This window comes from Amycolatopsis australiensis (assembly GCF_900119165.1).
In the GTDB taxonomy this organism is placed as follows: domain Bacteria; phylum Actinomycetota; class Actinomycetes; order Mycobacteriales; family Pseudonocardiaceae; genus Amycolatopsis; species Amycolatopsis australiensis.
The window spans coordinates 7924668-7939907 of sequence record NZ_FPJG01000006.1 but is presented as its reverse complement, the minus strand read 5'-3'; the positions used below and the strand labels follow the sequence as shown (position 1 = coordinate 7939907).

At 72.2% G+C, this 15240-nt stretch carries 20 protein-coding genes; 9 read left to right on the top strand and 11 right to left on the bottom strand.

All coding sequences use genetic code 11. The annotated features are described in order from the left end of the window. Window positions 1-4: 4 nt before the first annotated feature. Entirely contained in the window at window positions 5-1378 is a 1374-nt protein-coding gene (lpdA, locus tag BT341_RS37880) for a dihydrolipoyl dehydrogenase (protein WP_072480803.1), read from the bottom strand. Window positions 1379-1559: 181 nt separating this feature from the next. Between lpdA and BT341_RS37875 the strand changes: the two genes are divergently transcribed. Next, window positions 1560-1904: an oxidoreductase gene (locus tag BT341_RS37875; protein WP_072480802.1), complete on the top strand. Its 345-nt coding sequence runs from the start codon at window positions 1560-1562 to the stop codon at window positions 1902-1904. Here BT341_RS37875 and BT341_RS37870 read toward each other — a convergent pair. The 3 genes from BT341_RS37870 to BT341_RS37860 are packed head-to-tail and all read right to left on the bottom strand — an operon-like array spanning window position 1901 to window position 4829. Continuing rightward, complete coding sequence (locus tag BT341_RS37870; protein ID WP_072482399.1) at window positions 1901-2353, bottom strand: GNAT family N-acetyltransferase; 453 nt, start codon at window positions 2351-2353, stop codon at window positions 1901-1903. The genes BT341_RS37875 and BT341_RS37870 overlap by 4 nt on opposite strands. Before the next feature lie 10 nt (window positions 2354-2363). Continuing rightward, complete coding sequence (locus BT341_RS37865) at window positions 2364-3329, bottom strand: SMI1/KNR4 family protein (protein ID WP_072480801.1); 966 nt, start codon at window positions 3327-3329, stop codon at window positions 2364-2366. After that, complete coding sequence (locus BT341_RS37860; RefSeq protein WP_072480800.1) at window positions 3330-4829, bottom strand: leucyl aminopeptidase; 1500 nt, start codon at window positions 4827-4829, stop codon at window positions 3330-3332. Window positions 4830-4940: 111 nt separating this feature from the next. Between BT341_RS37860 and BT341_RS37855 the strand changes: the two genes are divergently transcribed. Further along, entirely contained in the window at window positions 4941-5789 is an 849-nt protein-coding gene (locus BT341_RS37855) for a hypothetical protein (RefSeq protein ID WP_072480799.1), read from the top strand. Beyond that, window positions 5782-6432, top strand: a complete 651-nt coding sequence (locus BT341_RS37850; protein WP_177328993.1) for a ribonuclease FAU-1 family protein — start codon at window positions 5782-5784, stop codon at window positions 6430-6432. Before BT341_RS37855 ends, BT341_RS37850 begins: the two co-directional genes overlap by 8 nt. On the opposite strand, the gene BT341_RS37845 is transcribed toward BT341_RS37850, so the two are convergent. Next, on the bottom strand, window positions 6389-6688 hold the full coding sequence (locus tag BT341_RS37845; RefSeq protein ID WP_072480798.1) for a hypothetical protein: 300 nt from the start codon (window positions 6686-6688) through the stop codon (window positions 6389-6391). The genes BT341_RS37850 and BT341_RS37845 overlap by 44 nt on opposite strands. A 96-nt stretch (window positions 6689-6784) precedes the next feature. Between BT341_RS37845 and BT341_RS37840 the strand changes: the two genes are divergently transcribed. Further along, window positions 6785-7888 (top strand): branched-chain amino acid aminotransferase, encoded by a 1104-nt coding sequence (locus BT341_RS37840; protein ID WP_072480797.1) that lies wholly within the window; start codon window positions 6785-6787, stop codon window positions 7886-7888. Between the two features lie 61 nt (window positions 7889-7949). Here the strand turns inward: BT341_RS37840 and cobT are convergent, their stop codons facing one another. Next, window positions 7950-9026: a nicotinate-nucleotide--dimethylbenzimidazole phosphoribosyltransferase gene (gene cobT / locus BT341_RS37835; RefSeq protein WP_072480796.1), complete on the bottom strand. Its 1077-nt coding sequence runs from the start codon at window positions 9024-9026 to the stop codon at window positions 7950-7952. A gap of 74 nt (window positions 9027-9100) precedes the next feature. On the opposite strand from cobT, the gene BT341_RS37830 reads away from it, so the two are divergent. Next, on the top strand, window positions 9101-9787 hold the full coding sequence (locus BT341_RS37830; protein WP_072480795.1) for an IspD/TarI family cytidylyltransferase: 687 nt from the start codon (window positions 9101-9103) through the stop codon (window positions 9785-9787). Here the strand turns inward: BT341_RS37830 and BT341_RS37825 are convergent. After that, window positions 9784-10236: a hypothetical protein gene (locus tag BT341_RS37825; protein ID WP_072480794.1), complete on the bottom strand. Its 453-nt coding sequence runs from the start codon at window positions 10234-10236 to the stop codon at window positions 9784-9786. The two genes, BT341_RS37830 and BT341_RS37825, sit on opposite strands and share 4 nt — an antisense overlap. A gap of 138 nt (window positions 10237-10374) precedes the next feature. Between BT341_RS37825 and BT341_RS37820 the strand changes: the two genes are divergently transcribed. Genes BT341_RS37820 through BT341_RS37810 form a run of 3 tightly spaced genes read left to right on the top strand, consistent with a single transcriptional unit; the run spans window position 10375 to window position 12168 of the window. Continuing rightward, window positions 10375-11124 (top strand): GntR family transcriptional regulator, encoded by a 750-nt coding sequence (locus BT341_RS37820; RefSeq protein WP_072480793.1) that lies wholly within the window; start codon window positions 10375-10377, stop codon window positions 11122-11124. Further along, a complete protein-coding gene (locus tag BT341_RS37815; RefSeq protein WP_072480792.1) occupies window positions 11121-11963 on the top strand; it encodes a phosphoribosylaminoimidazolesuccinocarboxamide synthase in 843 nt (280 codons plus the stop codon). The genes BT341_RS37820 and BT341_RS37815 overlap by 4 nt, the downstream gene beginning before the upstream one ends. Continuing rightward, a complete protein-coding gene (locus BT341_RS37810) occupies window positions 11956-12168 on the top strand; it encodes a hypothetical protein (RefSeq protein ID WP_072480791.1) in 213 nt (70 codons plus the stop codon). Before BT341_RS37815 ends, BT341_RS37810 begins: the two co-directional genes overlap by 8 nt. Here BT341_RS37810 and BT341_RS37805 read toward each other — a convergent pair. From BT341_RS37805 to BT341_RS37795, 3 genes are all read right to left on the bottom strand, one after another. Then, window positions 12165-13154 (bottom strand): aldo/keto reductase family protein, encoded by a 990-nt coding sequence (locus tag BT341_RS37805; RefSeq protein ID WP_072480790.1) that lies wholly within the window; start codon window positions 13152-13154, stop codon window positions 12165-12167. The genes BT341_RS37810 and BT341_RS37805 overlap by 4 nt on opposite strands. A gap of 59 nt (window positions 13155-13213) precedes the next feature. Then, entirely contained in the window at window positions 13214-13396 is a 183-nt protein-coding gene (locus BT341_RS37800; protein WP_245805243.1) for a hypothetical protein, read from the bottom strand. Window positions 13397-13748: 352 nt separating this feature from the next. Beyond that, on the bottom strand, window positions 13749-14396 hold the full coding sequence (locus BT341_RS37795) for a DUF3043 domain-containing protein (protein WP_072480789.1): 648 nt from the start codon (window positions 14394-14396) through the stop codon (window positions 13749-13751). Window positions 14397-14542: 146 nt separating this feature from the next. Between BT341_RS37795 and BT341_RS37790 the strand changes: the two genes are divergently transcribed. Further along, entirely contained in the window at window positions 14543-14920 is a 378-nt protein-coding gene (locus tag BT341_RS37790; protein WP_072480788.1) for a HesB/IscA family protein, read from the top strand. Window positions 14921-15001: 81 nt separating this feature from the next. On the opposite strand, the gene BT341_RS45765 is transcribed toward BT341_RS37790, so the two are convergent. Further along, window positions 15002-15172 carry a hypothetical protein gene (locus BT341_RS45765; protein ID WP_177328992.1) on the bottom strand — a complete coding sequence of 57 codons (171 nt, stop codon included), beginning with the start codon at window positions 15170-15172 and terminating at the stop codon, window positions 15002-15004. Window positions 15173-15240 lie beyond the last annotated feature (68 nt).

Sequence of the window (15240 nt, the reverse complement as noted above, 5' to 3'; positions counted from 1 at the left end):
GACGTCAGCTGTGCACGTGCAGCGGCTTCCCCGCGAGGGCGAGGAACGCTTCACCGAGGGCCTCGGTCTGGGTGGGGTGCGCGTGGATGAGCGGGGCGACGTCCTCCGGGAAGGCTTCCCAGCTGTAGATCAGCTGCGCTTCGCCGATCAGCTCGCCGACGCGGTCGCCCACCATGTGCACGCCCACGACCGGCCCGTCCGGGGCCTTGACCAGCTTCACCCCGCCGGAGGTCTTGAGGATCTGGCTCTTGCCGTTGCCGCCGAGGTCGTAGGTGAACGTCGTGACGTCGGCGCCGTACTTGTCCTTCGCCTGCGACTCGGTCAGCCCGACCGACGCGACCTCCGGGTGCGAGTAGGTGACCCGCGGGATGCCGCTCTCGTCGATCACGCGCGGGTTCAACCCGGCGATCTCCTCGGCGACGAAGATGCCCTGCTGGAAGCCGCGGTGCGCGAGCTGCAGGCCGGGGACGATGTCGCCGACGGCGTAGACGTTCGGCAGGTTGGTGCGCAGCCGCTCGTCGGTGAGGACGAAGCCGCGCTCGATCTTGACGCCGGCCTCCTCGTAGCCGTGGCCCGCCGAGTTCGGCCCGCGGCCGACAGCGACCAGCAGCAGGTCGGCCTCGATGGTCTCGCCGGACTCCAGCGAGACGCTCACGCCGTTGTCGTCCTGCTTCGCGCCGGTGAACTTCACGCCGGTCTTGAAGGCGATCTTGCGGCGGCGGAACGCGCGCTCGAGCTGCTTGGACGCGAACTCGTCCTCGTTCGGGACCAGCCGGGGCAGGGCCTCGACGATGGTGACGTCGACACCGAAGGACGCCCAGACGCTGGCGAACTCGACGCCGATCACGCCGCCGCCCAGCACCACGACCTTCTTGGGGACGTAGTCGAGGGCGAGGGCCTGCTCGCTGGCGATGATGCGGCCGCCCAGCTCCAGGCCGGGCAGCGTGCGCGAGTACGAGCCGGTGGCGAGGATGACGTTCTTGCCGGTGTAGCGGGTGCCGTCCACCTCGACGGTGGTGCCGCCGACGAACGTGCCGGCGCCCTCGACGAGGTTCACCTTGTGCGCCTTGGCCAGGCCCTGCAGGCCCTTGTACAGGCGGGCGATGATGCCGTCCTTGTACTTGTTGACCCCGGCGATGTCGATGCCCTCGAAGGCGGCCTTGACGCCGACGGCTTCGGCGTCGCGGGTCTCGTCGGCGACCTCGGCGGCGTGGAGCAGGGCCTTGGTCGGGATGCAGCCCCGGTGGAGGCAGGTCCCGCCCAGCTTGTCCTTCTCGATCAGCGTGACGGAAAGGCCCAGCTCGGCCGCGCGGAAAGCCGCGGCGTAGCCGCCCGATCCGCCTCCCAGGATCACAAGGTCGGCGGAGGTGTCGGTCACTTCAATAACTCCTCGGCAAGCGGTGGGGTGGTGCTCTGTCGCCGCGCGCGCCCGGTATAACCGCGCGCGCGACAAGGCCATCTTGTCACTACGCCGAACGAGGCTGCGACCTAGCCGGGTGTGCGACGCCGACCACACGCGGACATCCGGATAATGAGTGGCGTAGGTCTCGGGAGGGAAGGTGGTCGGGGTGGGGCTGTTCGACTCGCTGCGCAGACGGGCCAAGGGGGGCCAGCGGGCCGGCACGCTGCGGAAAGCCCGTTCGGAGGATACCCGGCACCTGGAGGAGTGGGCGGCCGCGCGCCGGGGTGTCGAGGCCTACGTGGAGCCGAAGACGAACGTCACGGAGACCACTGTGGTGTTGATCGCCCACGACGGCGAGTGGACCCGCCGCCGGATCGGCAGCCTGGAGGCCGCCCAGCAGTTCGGCCACCGCCGCTCCATCCCGGTCTACGAGGTCGCCCGCGTCGGGTACCCGAAGCGGATGCGCGAGTACACCGAGCGCAAGAAGCGCGGCGAGGCCTAGAGGTCGATCCGGCCGACGACCTCGCCGTGGTAGGTCTGGCCGGTCGGCCGGAAGCCCAGCTTGAGGTAGAACTCCTCCGGGCCGCCCTCGGCCGGGATCCACAGCACTGTCGCCGTCTTCTCGCCGCGCCGCCGGGCCTCCTCCAGGACCGTTTCCACGGCGAAGCGGCCGTAGCCGCGGCGCTGGTGTCCGGCGGCGACGTTGAGCCGCCAGATCCCGCAGCGGAAGAAGTCCAGCTCCGCGGTGGGGTCGAAGGCGCCCATGACGAACGCGACGGGTTCGCCGTCGGCCAGGATCAGCCGCGGCCAGGCGACGTCGGGCTGCGTGTACGCCTCGGCGAGCGAGACGGCGACAGGCGCGACGAAGACCTTCTGGTGGGGTTCGACGGCCAGCAGGCACGCGGCCGCGACGTTGCGGGGCGTGATCTTCTCCACGGTGAGGGTCGTCACCGGGTCCAACCTAGCCGGACTGGGCCAGCAGCGCGGCGTGACGGACCAGCGCGTCCCGGAACGAGCGGTGCACCGTGCTGCCCAGCACCGGGTCGACCTCGACGACGAGCGAGGCCGACAGCAGCAGCACCGCCGGTTCCGCCAGCACCACGACCCCGTCTTCGGCACGCAGCTCGGCCGTGCCCAGCAGCCGCGGGAAGACGACGTCCGCGGGCAGGCCGTCGCAGGTGCGCAGGAAGTCGCGGTGGTCCTCCGGCAGCTCGACACCCAGCCGGAACTCGGCCGCGCGGATCGCCGCCTCCGACGCCGGCGGCGGTGCCGTGCCGCCGCCGCGCAGGCGCAGGATCTCCGCGATCAGCTCCGGCCACGTCCCCGGCTCCGGCGGGTACCGCTCGTGCAGGGCCGCGACGAGCGCGCCCGCGCACGTCGGCGCCCAGTCGCGCAGGCCCAGCGGGTCCGCGCCGGCCACCAGCGCCGGGACCAGTGCGCGTGTCGCCGCCAGCGTCGCCACGTCGGGGCGCGGCCCGGCCAGCGCTGCCCACCGTGCGAGGTCGCCGTCGGCGAGCGCCGTGCGGACCCGGTCCGGGTGCGCCGGTGCCACGTGCCGCGCGACCTCCGCGACCGGGCCCGGCGGGAGGACGCCGTCGAGGTCGGAGACGGGCCGGCGCAGCATCGCCGTGTGCGCGCGCTCCTCGGCGCCGAGGTCGAGGGGCGGCAGGCCCGCGGCCCAGTCCGGACGGCGGCCGCGGGCGTCGAAGAGCATCGCCCACGCGCGGGCCCGCACCGGGCCGTCCGCCAGCGCGGTCACCGGCCGTTCGGTGCGGGCCAGCCACTGCGTCACCAGCCGGTCGGACTCGCCGAGGGCGCCGCTGACGGCGAGCAGCAGGGCGGCGTACCCGATCTGCTCGTCCACAGTGGACGAAGCGGCGGTCAGGACGTCCCGGACCGCCGCTTCGTGGTATTCGCCCGGCTCCACTCAGCCGTTGGCGGCGATGTCCGCCAGCACCGCGGCGATCGACCGGACCGGCACGCCGGTGCCGCCCTTGCCGGTGTAGCCCCACGGCGAGCCGGTGTTGAACGACGGGCCCGCGATGTCGATGTGGACCCAGTCGAGGCCGTCGGCGACGAACTCGCGCAGGAAAATACCGGCGGCCAACATGCCGCCCCAGCGGTGGCCCGTGACGTTCGCCAGGTCGGCCAGCCGCGAGTCGAGGTCGGTGCGCAGCTCCTCCGGCAGCGGCATCGGCCAGCCGTTCTCGCCGGTGGCCTGCATGATCGCCGCGACGCGGTCACGGAACCCGTCCGAGCCCATGACGCCGGCGGTGCGGTTGCCGAGCGCGACGACCTGGGCGCCGGTCAGCGTCGAGGTCTCGATGAGGTAGTCCGGGTTCTCCTCGGCGGCGCGGACCATCGCGTCGACCAGGACCAGGCGGCCCTCGGCGTCGGTGTTGAGCACCTCGACGGTCTTGCCGCCGTACATGGTCAGCACGTCACCCGGGCGGTAGGAGGTGCCCGACGGCAGGTTCTCCGCCAGCGGGATGTGCGCCACGACCTCGAGGGGGTACTTCAGCTTCGCGGCCAGCACGACCGACGCGAGCACGCCGGCCGCGCCGGACATGTCCGAGGTCATGTGGTCCATGTTCGCGGCGGGCTTGAGGGAGATGCCGCCCGAGTCGAACGTGATGCCCTTGCCGACCAGCGCGACCTTCTTGGCGGCCTTCGCGGGCTTGTAGGCCAGGCGCAGCAGCCGCGGCGGGCGCGACGAGCCGCCGCCGACGCCCAGGATGCCGCCGAAGCCCTTGCGCTTCAACGCCTTCTCGTCGAGGACCTCGAACTCGAGGCCGTTGTCCTCGGCCAGCTTCTTCGCGCGGTCGGCGAAGGAGGCCGGGTACAGGTCGTTCGGCGGCGTGTTGATCAGGTCGCGGGCGGTGATGACCGCCTCGGCGATGCTGCCGGCCGCCTTGAGCGTCGCCTTGTGCTCGCGGGCGGTGCCCGCCGACGGGCTCGCGAAGTCGACCTTCGCGACCGGGGCGTCACCCTTCTCGGAGCGGTATTCGGTGAAGACGTAGGAGCCGAGGATCGTGCCCTCGACGGCGGCCTGCAGGTCCAGCTCCGACAGCGTGACCAGCGCGCGGTCGGTGCCGGCCAGCGCGCGGCCGGCGGCGCCCGCGGCGCGGCGGACCTGCTCGGGGGTGACCCCGTCGCCGGCCTTGCCCAGCCCGACGGCGAGCACGACGCCCGCGGGGAGCTTGCCCAGCGTCGGCACCTTGACGACCTCTTCGGCCTTGCCGCTCGCGCCGAGCGTGGCGAGCAGGCCGGCGAGCCGTCCGTCGAAGGCCGCGTCCACCGCCGCGGCGCCGTCGGCGAGCAGCGGGCCGTCCTCGCCCTGCAGGGTGCCGATGACGACCACGTCGGCGCGCGTCTTGGCCAGTGCCTCCCCGGTGTTGTCGGACAGGGCGAGCTTAGGCACGGTCACTTCTGGCTCCTCGCGCGTTCTCGGTGGTACCGGGCACCGGCCCGGTCGGGATCGTGAGCCATGCTAATGACGACCGGACCACGGGTGAACAGAGGGAGCGGGAGGCGCGGCGTGCGGCTGGGCGGTGGGCTGCTGGTGGCGCTGGCGGCGGCAGCGGCGGGGGCCGGCTGGTGGCTGCTCGCCGGGCTGGTGCCGGCGGCGCTCGCCGCGGGCGTGAGCGCGCGCGTCCCGGATCCCGGAGACGCCCTGGTGGACCGGGTGGTCGTGGCGGTCGCGCGGCTGGCGGAGGTGACGGTCTACGCGATCGCGTTCGGCGCCTACGTCTTCCCGGCGCACCGCGAGCTCGCGGCCGCGGCGTTCGTGGTGGTGGTGACCGGCGCCGGGTTCGCCGCGCCGAAGATCCCGACGATCGTCGTACGGATCGCCTGCGCGCTCCTGCTCGCCGCGGGCCTCGTGCTGGTCGCGCTGTGCGTCGCGGTGACGCCGGTGGCGACCGTCGGCGGCGGCCCGCAGCCGCCGGACTTCGCGGGCGTGCTCGTCGCCGCGGTGCTCTTCCTGCCGTTCCTGCGGCCGGGCCGCCGCGAGAACGCGGGTTGGCGCGTGCTGCTGCTGGGCGCGGTCGCCGTGCTGGCGGCCTTCGCCGCGCTGTACCAGCTCGGCGCCGTCCGGCTCGGGCTTTCCCTGACGTCGCTGCGGGATCTGCTGTCCGCCGCGGACGCGGACGCGCTGCAGCCGCTGCTCACCGCCGTGGCCGTGGTGGCGACCGTGGTCCCGGCGCTCGCCGCCGGCCGGGAGATCCGGGAACGCGCCGGAGTGCGCGGACTGGCCGGCATCGGGGTGGCCGCCGTGGCCGCGTACTTCCTGCCGGCGCTGCCGGTGCTCGTCGCCGCGGGCCTGGCGACGGTGATCGAGCTGCTACTGGGCGTACGCGCGCGCAGGTACAGTGGGGCGCGTGAGTGACCGACGCTGGCGGCCGGGGGAGATCGTGGCCGAACGGTTCCACCGCCCCGACGGCTCGATCGGCCAGGTCCACCCGCTGCGCGTGCTCGAAGACGACGGCCGGGTCCTGCGCGGCTGGATCCCGGCGGGCACGCGGATCGTCGGCAGCAGGCTCGCCGACGGCCGCCTGATGCGGGACGCCCCGCTCGACCAGCGGTTCCGCATCCCGCGGGTGGCGGTCGCGGACCGCTGGCACGGCACGTCGACGCTGCGCCGGATCCCCGAGGACGAGTGGTCGTCGGTCTGGTGGTTCTTCGACCTCGAAGGCCGGTTCAAGAACTGGTACGTGAACCTGGAGATCCCGCTGGGCCGCACGCCGGGCGCGGTCGACCGGATCGACGGCGTGCTCGACGTCGTCGTCGAGCGCGACGGAACGTGGCGCTGGGACGACGAGGACGAGGCCGAGGCCGCGCTCGAGGTCGGCCGCCTGACGCTCGAGCAGTTCGACCGGCTGCGCGCGGAGGGCGAGCGGATCGGCGCGCTGGCCGAACGCGGCGCCTATCCGTTCGACGGGACCGACACCGACTTCCGGCCCGACCCGGGCTGGCCGGCGCCGGAGCTCAGCCCGCGGTCAGGAGAAGGATCAGCGCCAGCACCGCGTTGACGACGGCGAGGAGCACCACCGACTTGGTCGGGACGACCTTCGGGAAGGCCTTGCCGTGCAGGTGGCGCCACCACACGACACCGAACACGCCGCCGACCAGGCCGAGGAACCCGCCGAAGCCGCTGTCGAGCACCGCCCAGCCGACCATGCCGAGCAGGCCGACGCCGAAGGTCAGCAGCACGGCGGTGACGAACGTCTTGACGTCGGCCCCGGTGCTCTTGGGCCGGCGGACCGGCTCAGTGGAGTGGTAGGTCACGGCGTCATCGTAGTGCGGTCACGGCGTGGACGCGGGACACCCGGAACACGTGGACATCCGACTAACGCGCCTCCGACCAAGCGGTATCGTCTAGCCATGACGACCACGACGCAGTTCGCCCATGTCCCGCACCCGAGTCCTGCGAGCGCGGACCGTGTCGCGGAAGTACTCGCCGCCCCGGGCTTCGGGACGTTCTTCACCGACCACATGGTGACCGTGAAGTGGTCGAAGGCGCAGGGCTGGCACGACGCCCAGGTCGGCCCGTACGCCCCGTTCACCCTCGACCCGGCGACGTCGGTGCTGCACTACGGCCAGGCCATCTTCGAAGGGCTCAAGGCCTACCGCCAGCCGGACGGCTCGATCGCCTCGTTCCGGCCGGACGCCAACGCGGCCCGGTTCCGGGACTCGGCCGAGCGGCTCGCCATGCCGCAGCTGCCCGAGGAGCTCTTCGTCGAGTCGCTGCGCGAGCTCATCGCGGTCGACGGCCGCTGGGTCCCCACCCGCCAGGGTGATTCGCTCTACCTGCGGCCCTTCATGATCTCGACGTCCACCGGCCTCGGCGTCAACAGCCCGGCCGCCGACTACGTGTACACGGTCATCGCGTCCCCGGCCGGCTCGTATTTCTCCGGCGGCGTGAAGCCGGTGAGCGTCTGGCTGTCGACGGAGTACGTGCGCGCGGCGCCCGGCGGCACCGGCGCGGCGAAGTGCGCGGGCAACTACGCGGCGTCGTTCGTGGCGCAGGCGCAGGCCGTCGAGAAGGGCTGCGACCAGGTGGTCTGGCTCGACGCGGTGGAGCGGCGCTGGGTCGAGGAGATGGGCGGGATGAACCTGTTCTTCGTCTTCGGCTCGGGCGGGAACGCGCGGCTGGTGACGCCGGAGCTGTCCGGCTCGCTGCTGCCGGGCGTCACCCGCAAGTCGCTGCTGCAGCTGGCCCAGCGGCTCGGCCACAAGGTCGAGGAGCGCCGGATCTCCACCGACGAGTGGGAGAAGGCGGCGGCCTCCGGCGAGCTGACCGAGACGTTCGCCTGCGGTACGGCGGCGGTGATCACCCCGGTCGGGCACGTCAAGCACGCCAACGGCGAGTTCACGATCGCCGACGGGCAGCCGGGCGCGCTGACGATGAAGCTGCGCGAAGAGCTGACCGGCATCCAGGAGGGCACCCGCCCCGACCCCGACCACTGGATGCTCAAGCTGGCCTGACCCGCGAGTCCGTGACTGCCACAGCCGGGAACCCCGGCTGTGGCAGTCACGGCTTGCGTGGTCAGGAGGCCGGGGCGGGGATGACCGGGCCGGAGACGCCGGCCTGCTCGTGGGTCGCGGTCTCGGCGAGGACGCGGGCCGCCATCATCAGCAGCGGCAGCGCCGTCACCGCGCCGGTGCCTTCGCCGAGGCGGACGTCCAGCTCCAGCAGCGGGCCCAGGTCCAGGTGCTCCAGCGCCAGCGCGTGGGCGGGTTCGGCCGTCCGCTGCCCGGCCACCCACCAGCGGCGCGCGCCCGGCGCGAGGTCTTCGGCGACGAGGGCCGCGGCGCACGCCACGAGCCCGTCGAGGACCACCGGCGTCCGGCGGACCGCGGCCTGCGCCAGGAACCCGGCCATCGCCGCGATGTCCGCGCCCGCCGTCGTGCGGAGCAGGGCGACCGGGTCGGTCAGGACCGCGCGGGCCCGGCGCAGGGCGTCGCGCACCGCCGCGGCCTTGCGCATCCACGCCTGGTCGTCGATGCCCGAGCCGCGGCCGACGACCGCCACCGGCTCGGTGCCGGTCAGCGCCGCCACGAGCACCGAAGCCGGCGTGCTGTTGCCGATGCCGAGGTCGCCGGGGATGAGCAGGTCGGCGCCGCCGTCGACCTCCGCGTCGGCGACCGCGATCCCGGCGCGGATCGCCGCCTTGGCCTCGGCGGCGGTCAGCGCGTCCTCGACGTCGATCGACCCCGAGCCGCGGCGGACCTTGTACTCGCCGATCGAGCGGGTCGCCGGCGCCTCGGTGTCCACGGCCAGGTCGACGACCCGGACGCTCGCCCCCGCGGCGGCGGCCAGCACGTTGATGGCGGCGCCGCCGGTCAGCATCGTGCCCAGCAGCTGCGCGGTGACCTCGGCGGGATAGGCGGAAACGCCCTTCGCGGCGATGCCGTGGTCGCCGGCGAAGACGACGACGCGCGGGCGCGTGAACGGCCGCGGCGGCGACTGGCCCTGGCAGGCGGCGATCCAGACGCCCAGCTCTTCGAGCCTGCCGAGCGAGCCGGCCGGCTTGACCAGCTTGCCGTGCAGGGCGATCGCGTCGGACCGGGCGTGGTCGTCGGGCGGGGTGATCTCGGGGAACTCGATGTCGTCCGGCTCCACACCAGGCCCTTTCTCGTCCACGGCAACGCTGGGGCCAACCTACCGGGAGGGTGCCCCCGGTAGTCTCGCGGCTCGTGGAGACGACGGCGGCCGCGGTGGTGCTGGCGAGCGGCGCGGGGACCCGCGTGGGCGCGAAGCTGAACAAGGTCTACCTGCCACTGGCCGGACGGCGCGTCGTGGCGTGGTCGCTGGACGCGTTCGCGAAGGTGGCCGGGATCGGCGTGCTCGTGCTGGTCATCCGGCCGCAGGACGCGGAACTCGCCGAAGAGGTGCTGGCCGGGTTGGACCGTGAGGTCGAAGTCGTGGCCGGCGGCGACACGCGCCAGGCGTCGGAGCTGAACGCGCTGCGGCACCTCGCCCCGCGGATCACCGGCGGCCGGGTCGACGCCGTGCTGCTGCACGACGCGGCCCGGCCGCTGGTCCACCCGCAGCTGGTCGAAGCGGTGCTGGCCCGGACACGCGAGGACGGGGGGGCTGTGCCGGGCCTGGCCGCGGACGACGTCGTCGGGGTGGAAGCCGGGCACCTGGTCGCCCAGGTGCCCGGCGCGATCCGCGTCCAGACGCCTCAGGGCTTCCGGGCCGGACCGCTGCTCGAGGCCTACGAGCAGGCCGAGCGCGAAGGCTTTCTCGGAACGGACACTTCGTCGTGCATGGAGCGGTTCTCCTCCCTGCCGATCCGGTGGGTCCCGGGTGCTCCCGAGAACCTCAAGATCACCTATCCCCACGACCTCGTGGTCGCGGAGCGGCTGCTCGCCCGTTAGGCGCATGCGGGCGGGCCGCCACCGTCGTCTTCCGCCGGTTCCGTGGTGCTGGTCGGCCGGATGGTCACGTCCCGCCGCAGGCCGGGCGGGATGTGGCACTCCGGTTGCGGGCGCAGCGCCTGCAGCGGCGCGCCCGGCGTGCCGGGTTCGGCCAGGGTGAGCACCGCCCGCAGCGTCCACACCGGGGTGGCGTGGTACTGCCAGGTGACGACCCGCGGGGCGAACACGTCGGTGCCCGGGAACGTCGGCACGCGGTAGGCGCTGGCCCGGTGCTCGTCGCGGAGGATGATGACGTCCGCGCAGGTCGGCCACTCGTGCACCGCGGCGTAGAGCTCCGGGGCCTCGCGGCCGCCGAACAGGTGCAGCACCCACTTGCGGCGCCGGAGCTCCTCGAGCAGCTGCTCGAGGACCTGGCCGCTGGAGCCGTCGTGCGCTGTGGGCGGGGACACACTTTCGAGGGTAACTTGCGCACTAGAGCGCAGTCCAGTGTGTGTACTAGTACACCTGGGTGATTCTGAACAGGGCTTTGTGGGAGACACCCTGGCGTGCTAGAACACTTGTGCGCGTTGTCCCTGTGAGGAGCCGCCTTGCCCACCCTCGATCGCCCTGAGCCGCCGTACCTGCAGATCGCCGGCCGGATCCGTGACGACATCCTGTCCGGCCGGTTGCAGGAGGGCGACGCGGTGCCGTCCGCCCGCGAGATCGCGCGCACGTGGGCCGTCGCCATGGCGACGGCCACCAAGGTGCTGGCCACGCTGCGCTCGCAGGGGCTCGTGCGGCCGGTGCGCGGCGTCGGCACGGTCGTCGACCGCGGCGGCCTGCACCGCACGGCCCGCGACCGCACCGCCGCTTCGGCGCGCACGGGCCGGATCTACCCGCCCGGCCACTACGCGGTGATCCGGTCGGCCGGCCTGGAGCCGGCGTCCGAGCGGGCCGCGGCCGCGCTGGGCATCGAGGCGGGCGCCCCGGCGATCCGGCGGCGGCGCACCACCTACGGGCCGGACTCGCGGCCGCTGTCGACGTCGACGTCGTGGTTCGACGGCGCACTGTCGGCCAAGGCGCCGGCGCTGCTGGTGCCGGAGCGGATCGTCGAGGGCACCTCGGCCCACGCGGCGGCCCGGCTCGGCACGAAGATCGCGACGACGCAGGAACGGCACGCGGCGGGCCGCGCGAGCGAGGAGGAGGCGGCCGAGCTGGGGCTGCCCGCCGGGTCGCCGGTGCTGCTCGGCCGGAGCACGTTCCTGGCGGCCGACGGGACGGTCGTCGAGTACGGTGAGTCCGCCGCCTTGCCCGACCACTGGGTTTTCTACGAGTACACGACTGAGGACGGCGAATGAAGCACATCCACGCGGGCAAGGTCCGTGACCTGTACGAGCTCGACGGCGGGGACATCCTGCTCGTCGCGTCCGACCGGGTCTCGGTCTACGACGTCTCGCTGCCGACGCCGATCCCGGACAAGGGCAAGCTGCTCAACCAGCTTTCGGCCTGGTGGTTCGACCGGATGGCCGACGTCGTGCCGAACCACGTCGTGTCGACGACCGACGTGCCGGAGCAGTTCGCCGGCCGCGCGATGCGCTGCAAGCCGCTGAAGATGGTCCAGGTCGAGTGCATCGCCCGCGGCTACCTCGCCGGCCTGGGCCTGCGCGAATACCGGCGCGACGGCAAGATCTCCGGCGTCGCGCTGCCGCCGGGCCTGGTCGAGGGCGACAAGCTGCCGGAGCCGATCTTCACGCCGACGACGAAGATCTCCGACACCGGCCACGACGAGTTCATGACCTTCGACGAGGTCCTGAACGAGATCGGCGAGGAGACCGCGAAGCGGCTTCGCGAACTGACGCTGGAGATCTACACGAGGGGCGCGGAGCACGCGGCGAAGCAGGGCGTGATCATCGCCGACACGAAGCTCGAATTCGGCTTCGACGCCGACGGCGTGCTGACCCTGGGCGACGAGGTCCTGACGTCGGACTCGTCGCGGTTCTGGCCCGCCGACGAGTGGGAGCCGGGCCGCCCGCAGCACGCGTTCGACAAGCAGTTCGTGCGCGACTGGTCGCTGACGACCGGCTGGGACAAGACCCCGCCGGGGCCGGAGATCCCGGCGGAGATCGTCGAGCAGACGCGGCGGCGCTACACCGAGGTCTACGAGCGGATCACCGGGAAGACCTGGGTCCGTGGGTGAGTACGACCCGTACAAGCTGATCGACGAGGTCGAGACGCTGCTGGTTTCGCACGGCCTCGCGCCGTCGCGGGTGCCCGGGCGAGGAGGCGACCGGCTGGCGGGCGCCAGCCGCCTCCTGCGCGGGTTCGGGCTCGAGCCGCGGATGGCCCCGGAGGACGCGCTCGATTTCGACGTGCCGTTCCAGGGCCGGATCAACCAGGACTAGGGGCTCTTGGTCAGGCTGGGGTCGCGCTCGACGACGTCGCCGAGGACCTCGTCGATGGCCTGCAGCAGGTCGGCGTCGAGCTTCCGGCCGGCGGCCTTGACGTTCTCGTGCACCTGCTCCGGGCGCGAAGCGCCGATGATCGCCGACGCGACGTTCGGGTTCTGGAGCACCCACGCGACGGCCAGCTGGGCGAGCGTCAGCCCGGCCTGCCCGGCCAGCGGCGCCAGCTCGGCGACGCGCTTGAGGACGTTCTCGTCGAGGAAGCGGGCGACCATGTTGGCCCCGCCCTTTTCGTCGGTGGCCCGCGAGCCGGCGGGGTACTCCCGGCCCGGCTTGTACTTGCCGGTCAGCACGCCCTGCGCGATCGGCGACCAGACGATCTGGCTCAGGCCCTCCCGCTCGGAGGTGGGGATGACCTGGTCCTCGATGACGCGCCAGAGCATGTTGTACTGCGGCTGGTTGGAGACGAACGGGACCTTGAGCTCCCGGGCGAGCGCGGCACCGCGGCTGATCTGCTCGGCGGTCCACTCCGAGACGCCGACGTAGAGGACCTTGCCCTGGCGCACGAGGTCGGCGAAGGCGAGCATGGTCTCTTCGAGCGGGACGGTCCGGTCGAACCGGTGCGCCTGGTAGAGGTCGACGTAGTCGGTGCCGAGCCGCTTCAGGGACGCGTGCGCGGACTCCATGATGTGCTTGCGGGAGAGACCCTTGTCGTTGGGACCCTTGGGGCCGGTGGGCCAGTAGACCTTGGTGAAGATCTCCAGGCTTTCCCGCCGCTGGCCCTTCAGGCCGCGGCCCAGGACCGATTCGGCGGCGGTGTTGGCGTAGACGTCGGCGGTGTCGAAGGTGGTGATGCCGGCGTCGAGCGCGGCCTTGATGCAGGCGTGCGCCTGGTCTTCCTCGACCTGGGAACCATGGGTGAGCCAGTTCCCGTACGAGATCTCACTGACGTTGAGGCCACTGCGGCCGAGACGACGAAACTCCATGGCGGTGAGCTTAGGCGGTAATCGTTTGCTCTGCTAACGACCCCGGAGTGACTGCAGCATCACTTGGCCTGTTCGTCCTTCTTGCTGGACGGTGGGCCGGCCTCGATCTCGAAGAACGGCATCTTGAGCCGGAACCGCTCGCCGTCTCGGCGCTTCGAGAGGTGGAGGCGGTAGAGCAGCCAGGCGCCGAGGAAGGCGACGACGAGGATGGCGGCGATCGCCCAGAGGCTCGCCGCGGACATCCGGCGACGCGGGAGAGAACGAGTTCGAACGACACGCGTAGCCCTCACCGCAGCGGGATCCGGGGTGCCCGCCGTCTGGTCAGGTGCACTTGTCGTTGCAACTCGCTGCCAGTCTCTCGTGGGTACCGATCCCGGACGGCTGCCTGGGAAGCCGATCGGTGCCCATGGCCTCCGCCAAGACGCGAGGCCTGCTGAACAGCGGGAACCGTGAGTCCGTACCTTTTGGCGCAGGTACTAACCTCGGCTCCCGATGCCGCCGGTCCAAGATACCGCAGTGGCACGAACGAAGCTCGGGATCGGACAGCAAGAAGCCGGGTCGAGCACCGCTCGAACCCGGCTTCTCGGAAACCGCTCAGTTCGGGATCGGGTCGCCCGGCTTGAGCCGCGGCTTCGGGACCCGCAGCTTCCGGATCTGCGACGCCCGCACGAACGCGTACCAGCCGATCGACCGGCCGTTCACCGTCTCCTTCGGGAACTTCGCCCGGACCAGCTTCGCGATCTTCCGGCCGTTGACGAAGCCCTCGATCGCCATCACCAGCAGCAGCGCCGTGCACAGCAGCGTGATGTACGACTGCACCTGGGGCAGTGGCACCAGCAGCGCGAGGAACACCACGATCGCCAGCGGCATGAACAGGCCCAGCAGGTTGCGCCGCGTGTCGACCAGGTCGCGGACGTACGCCTTCACCGGGCCGCGGTCGCGCGGGAGCAGGTACTTGTCGTCGCCCGCCATCATGCGGTCGCGGCGCAGCTTGGCCGCCGCGCGGCGGTCTTCCTTCGACTGGGGGTTCGACTTGCGCAGTTCCTTGTTGCGCTTCATCGCCTCGCGCATGGTGGTGGGCGGCGGCGCCACCGGCCCGCGCCGCTTCGCCTCCGCCTCCCGGCGCTTCGGCGTGGCCTTGCCCTTACTGGGCGTGTACGCCTTGCCGCCGACGTCGACGGCTTGCGTCGTCTCCGGCTCTTCGGCGGCGGTGTCTGTGGTGCTTCGGCGCAGGAACCTCACCTCACCAGGGTATTGCAGGCGTCACGCCGCCGTTCACCAGGTCGATCCATGTGCGACGATGGCGGGGGAACAGATCGGACGCTCCGGGTGTTGAACACGTCAGCACGAGGAGTATCCGCAGCGAGTTCGAACTTTGAGGGAGTGCCATGACGACCGCTGAGCACGCCGGCGCGACGCAGGCCGAGACCGCCGAGGAGACCCACGGCGTCACGTTGACCGACGCCGCGGCCGCCAAGGCGAAGGCCCTGCTCGAGCAGGAGGGCCGCGACGACATGCACCTGCGCATCGCCGTCCAGCCCGGTGGCTGCGCGGGCCTGCGCTACCAGCTGTTCTTCGACGAGCGCACGCTCGACGGCGACCTGTTCCGCGACTTCGACGGCCTGCGGGTCGCCGTCGACCGGATGAGCGCGCCGTACGTGTCCGACGCCGTCATCGACTTCGTGGACACGATCGAGAAGCAGGGCTTCACGATCGACAACCCGAACGCCACCGGCTCCTGCGCCTGCGGCGACTCGTTCCACTGAGGCGACTCGTCCCACCGGGCGAACAGCGCGAGAAGGCCCCGCCTCCCGATCGGAGGGCGGGGCCTTCTGGTGTCTCCGGGGCTACACGTAGGCGTCGAGCTCCGCGACCTGCGCGTGGCAGGCGTCGTCGACCTGCCACGGCTTGGCCGTGACACGGGGCAGCGGCAGGCTCTCGGCCTGGAGGTTCGCCGGGATGAGCGCGCAGTCGGCGATCAGCTCGGCCAGGGTCTCGGGTTCGGTGACGGCATTCACGATTCGTAACGCTATTGATCCGTCCTCGACTGGAGAAGGAGTACCAGCCGGTAGTGTCGGGTGGGCGT

What these genes read in the sequence shown, in the direction of transcription:
- BT341_RS37805 (WP_072480790.1), bottom strand. Translation starts at nt 13,154, where the DNA reads ATGGAGTTTCGTCGTCTCGGCCGCAGTGGCCTCAACGTCAGTGAGATC.
- BT341_RS37815 (WP_072480792.1), top strand. Translation starts at nt 11,121, where the DNA reads ATGAAGCACATCCACGCGGGCAAGGTCCGTGACCTGTACGAGCTCGAC.
- BT341_RS37840 (WP_072480797.1), top strand. Translation starts at nt 6,785, where the DNA reads ATGACGACCACGACGCAGTTCGCCCATGTCCCGCACCCGAGTCCTGCG.
- BT341_RS37790 (WP_072480788.1), top strand. Translation starts at nt 14,543, where the DNA reads ATGACGACCGCTGAGCACGCCGGCGCGACGCAGGCCGAGACCGCCGAG.
- BT341_RS37800 (WP_245805243.1), bottom strand. Translation starts at nt 13,396, where the DNA reads ATGTCCGCGGCGAGCCTCTGGGCGATCGCCGCCATCCTCGTCGTCGCC.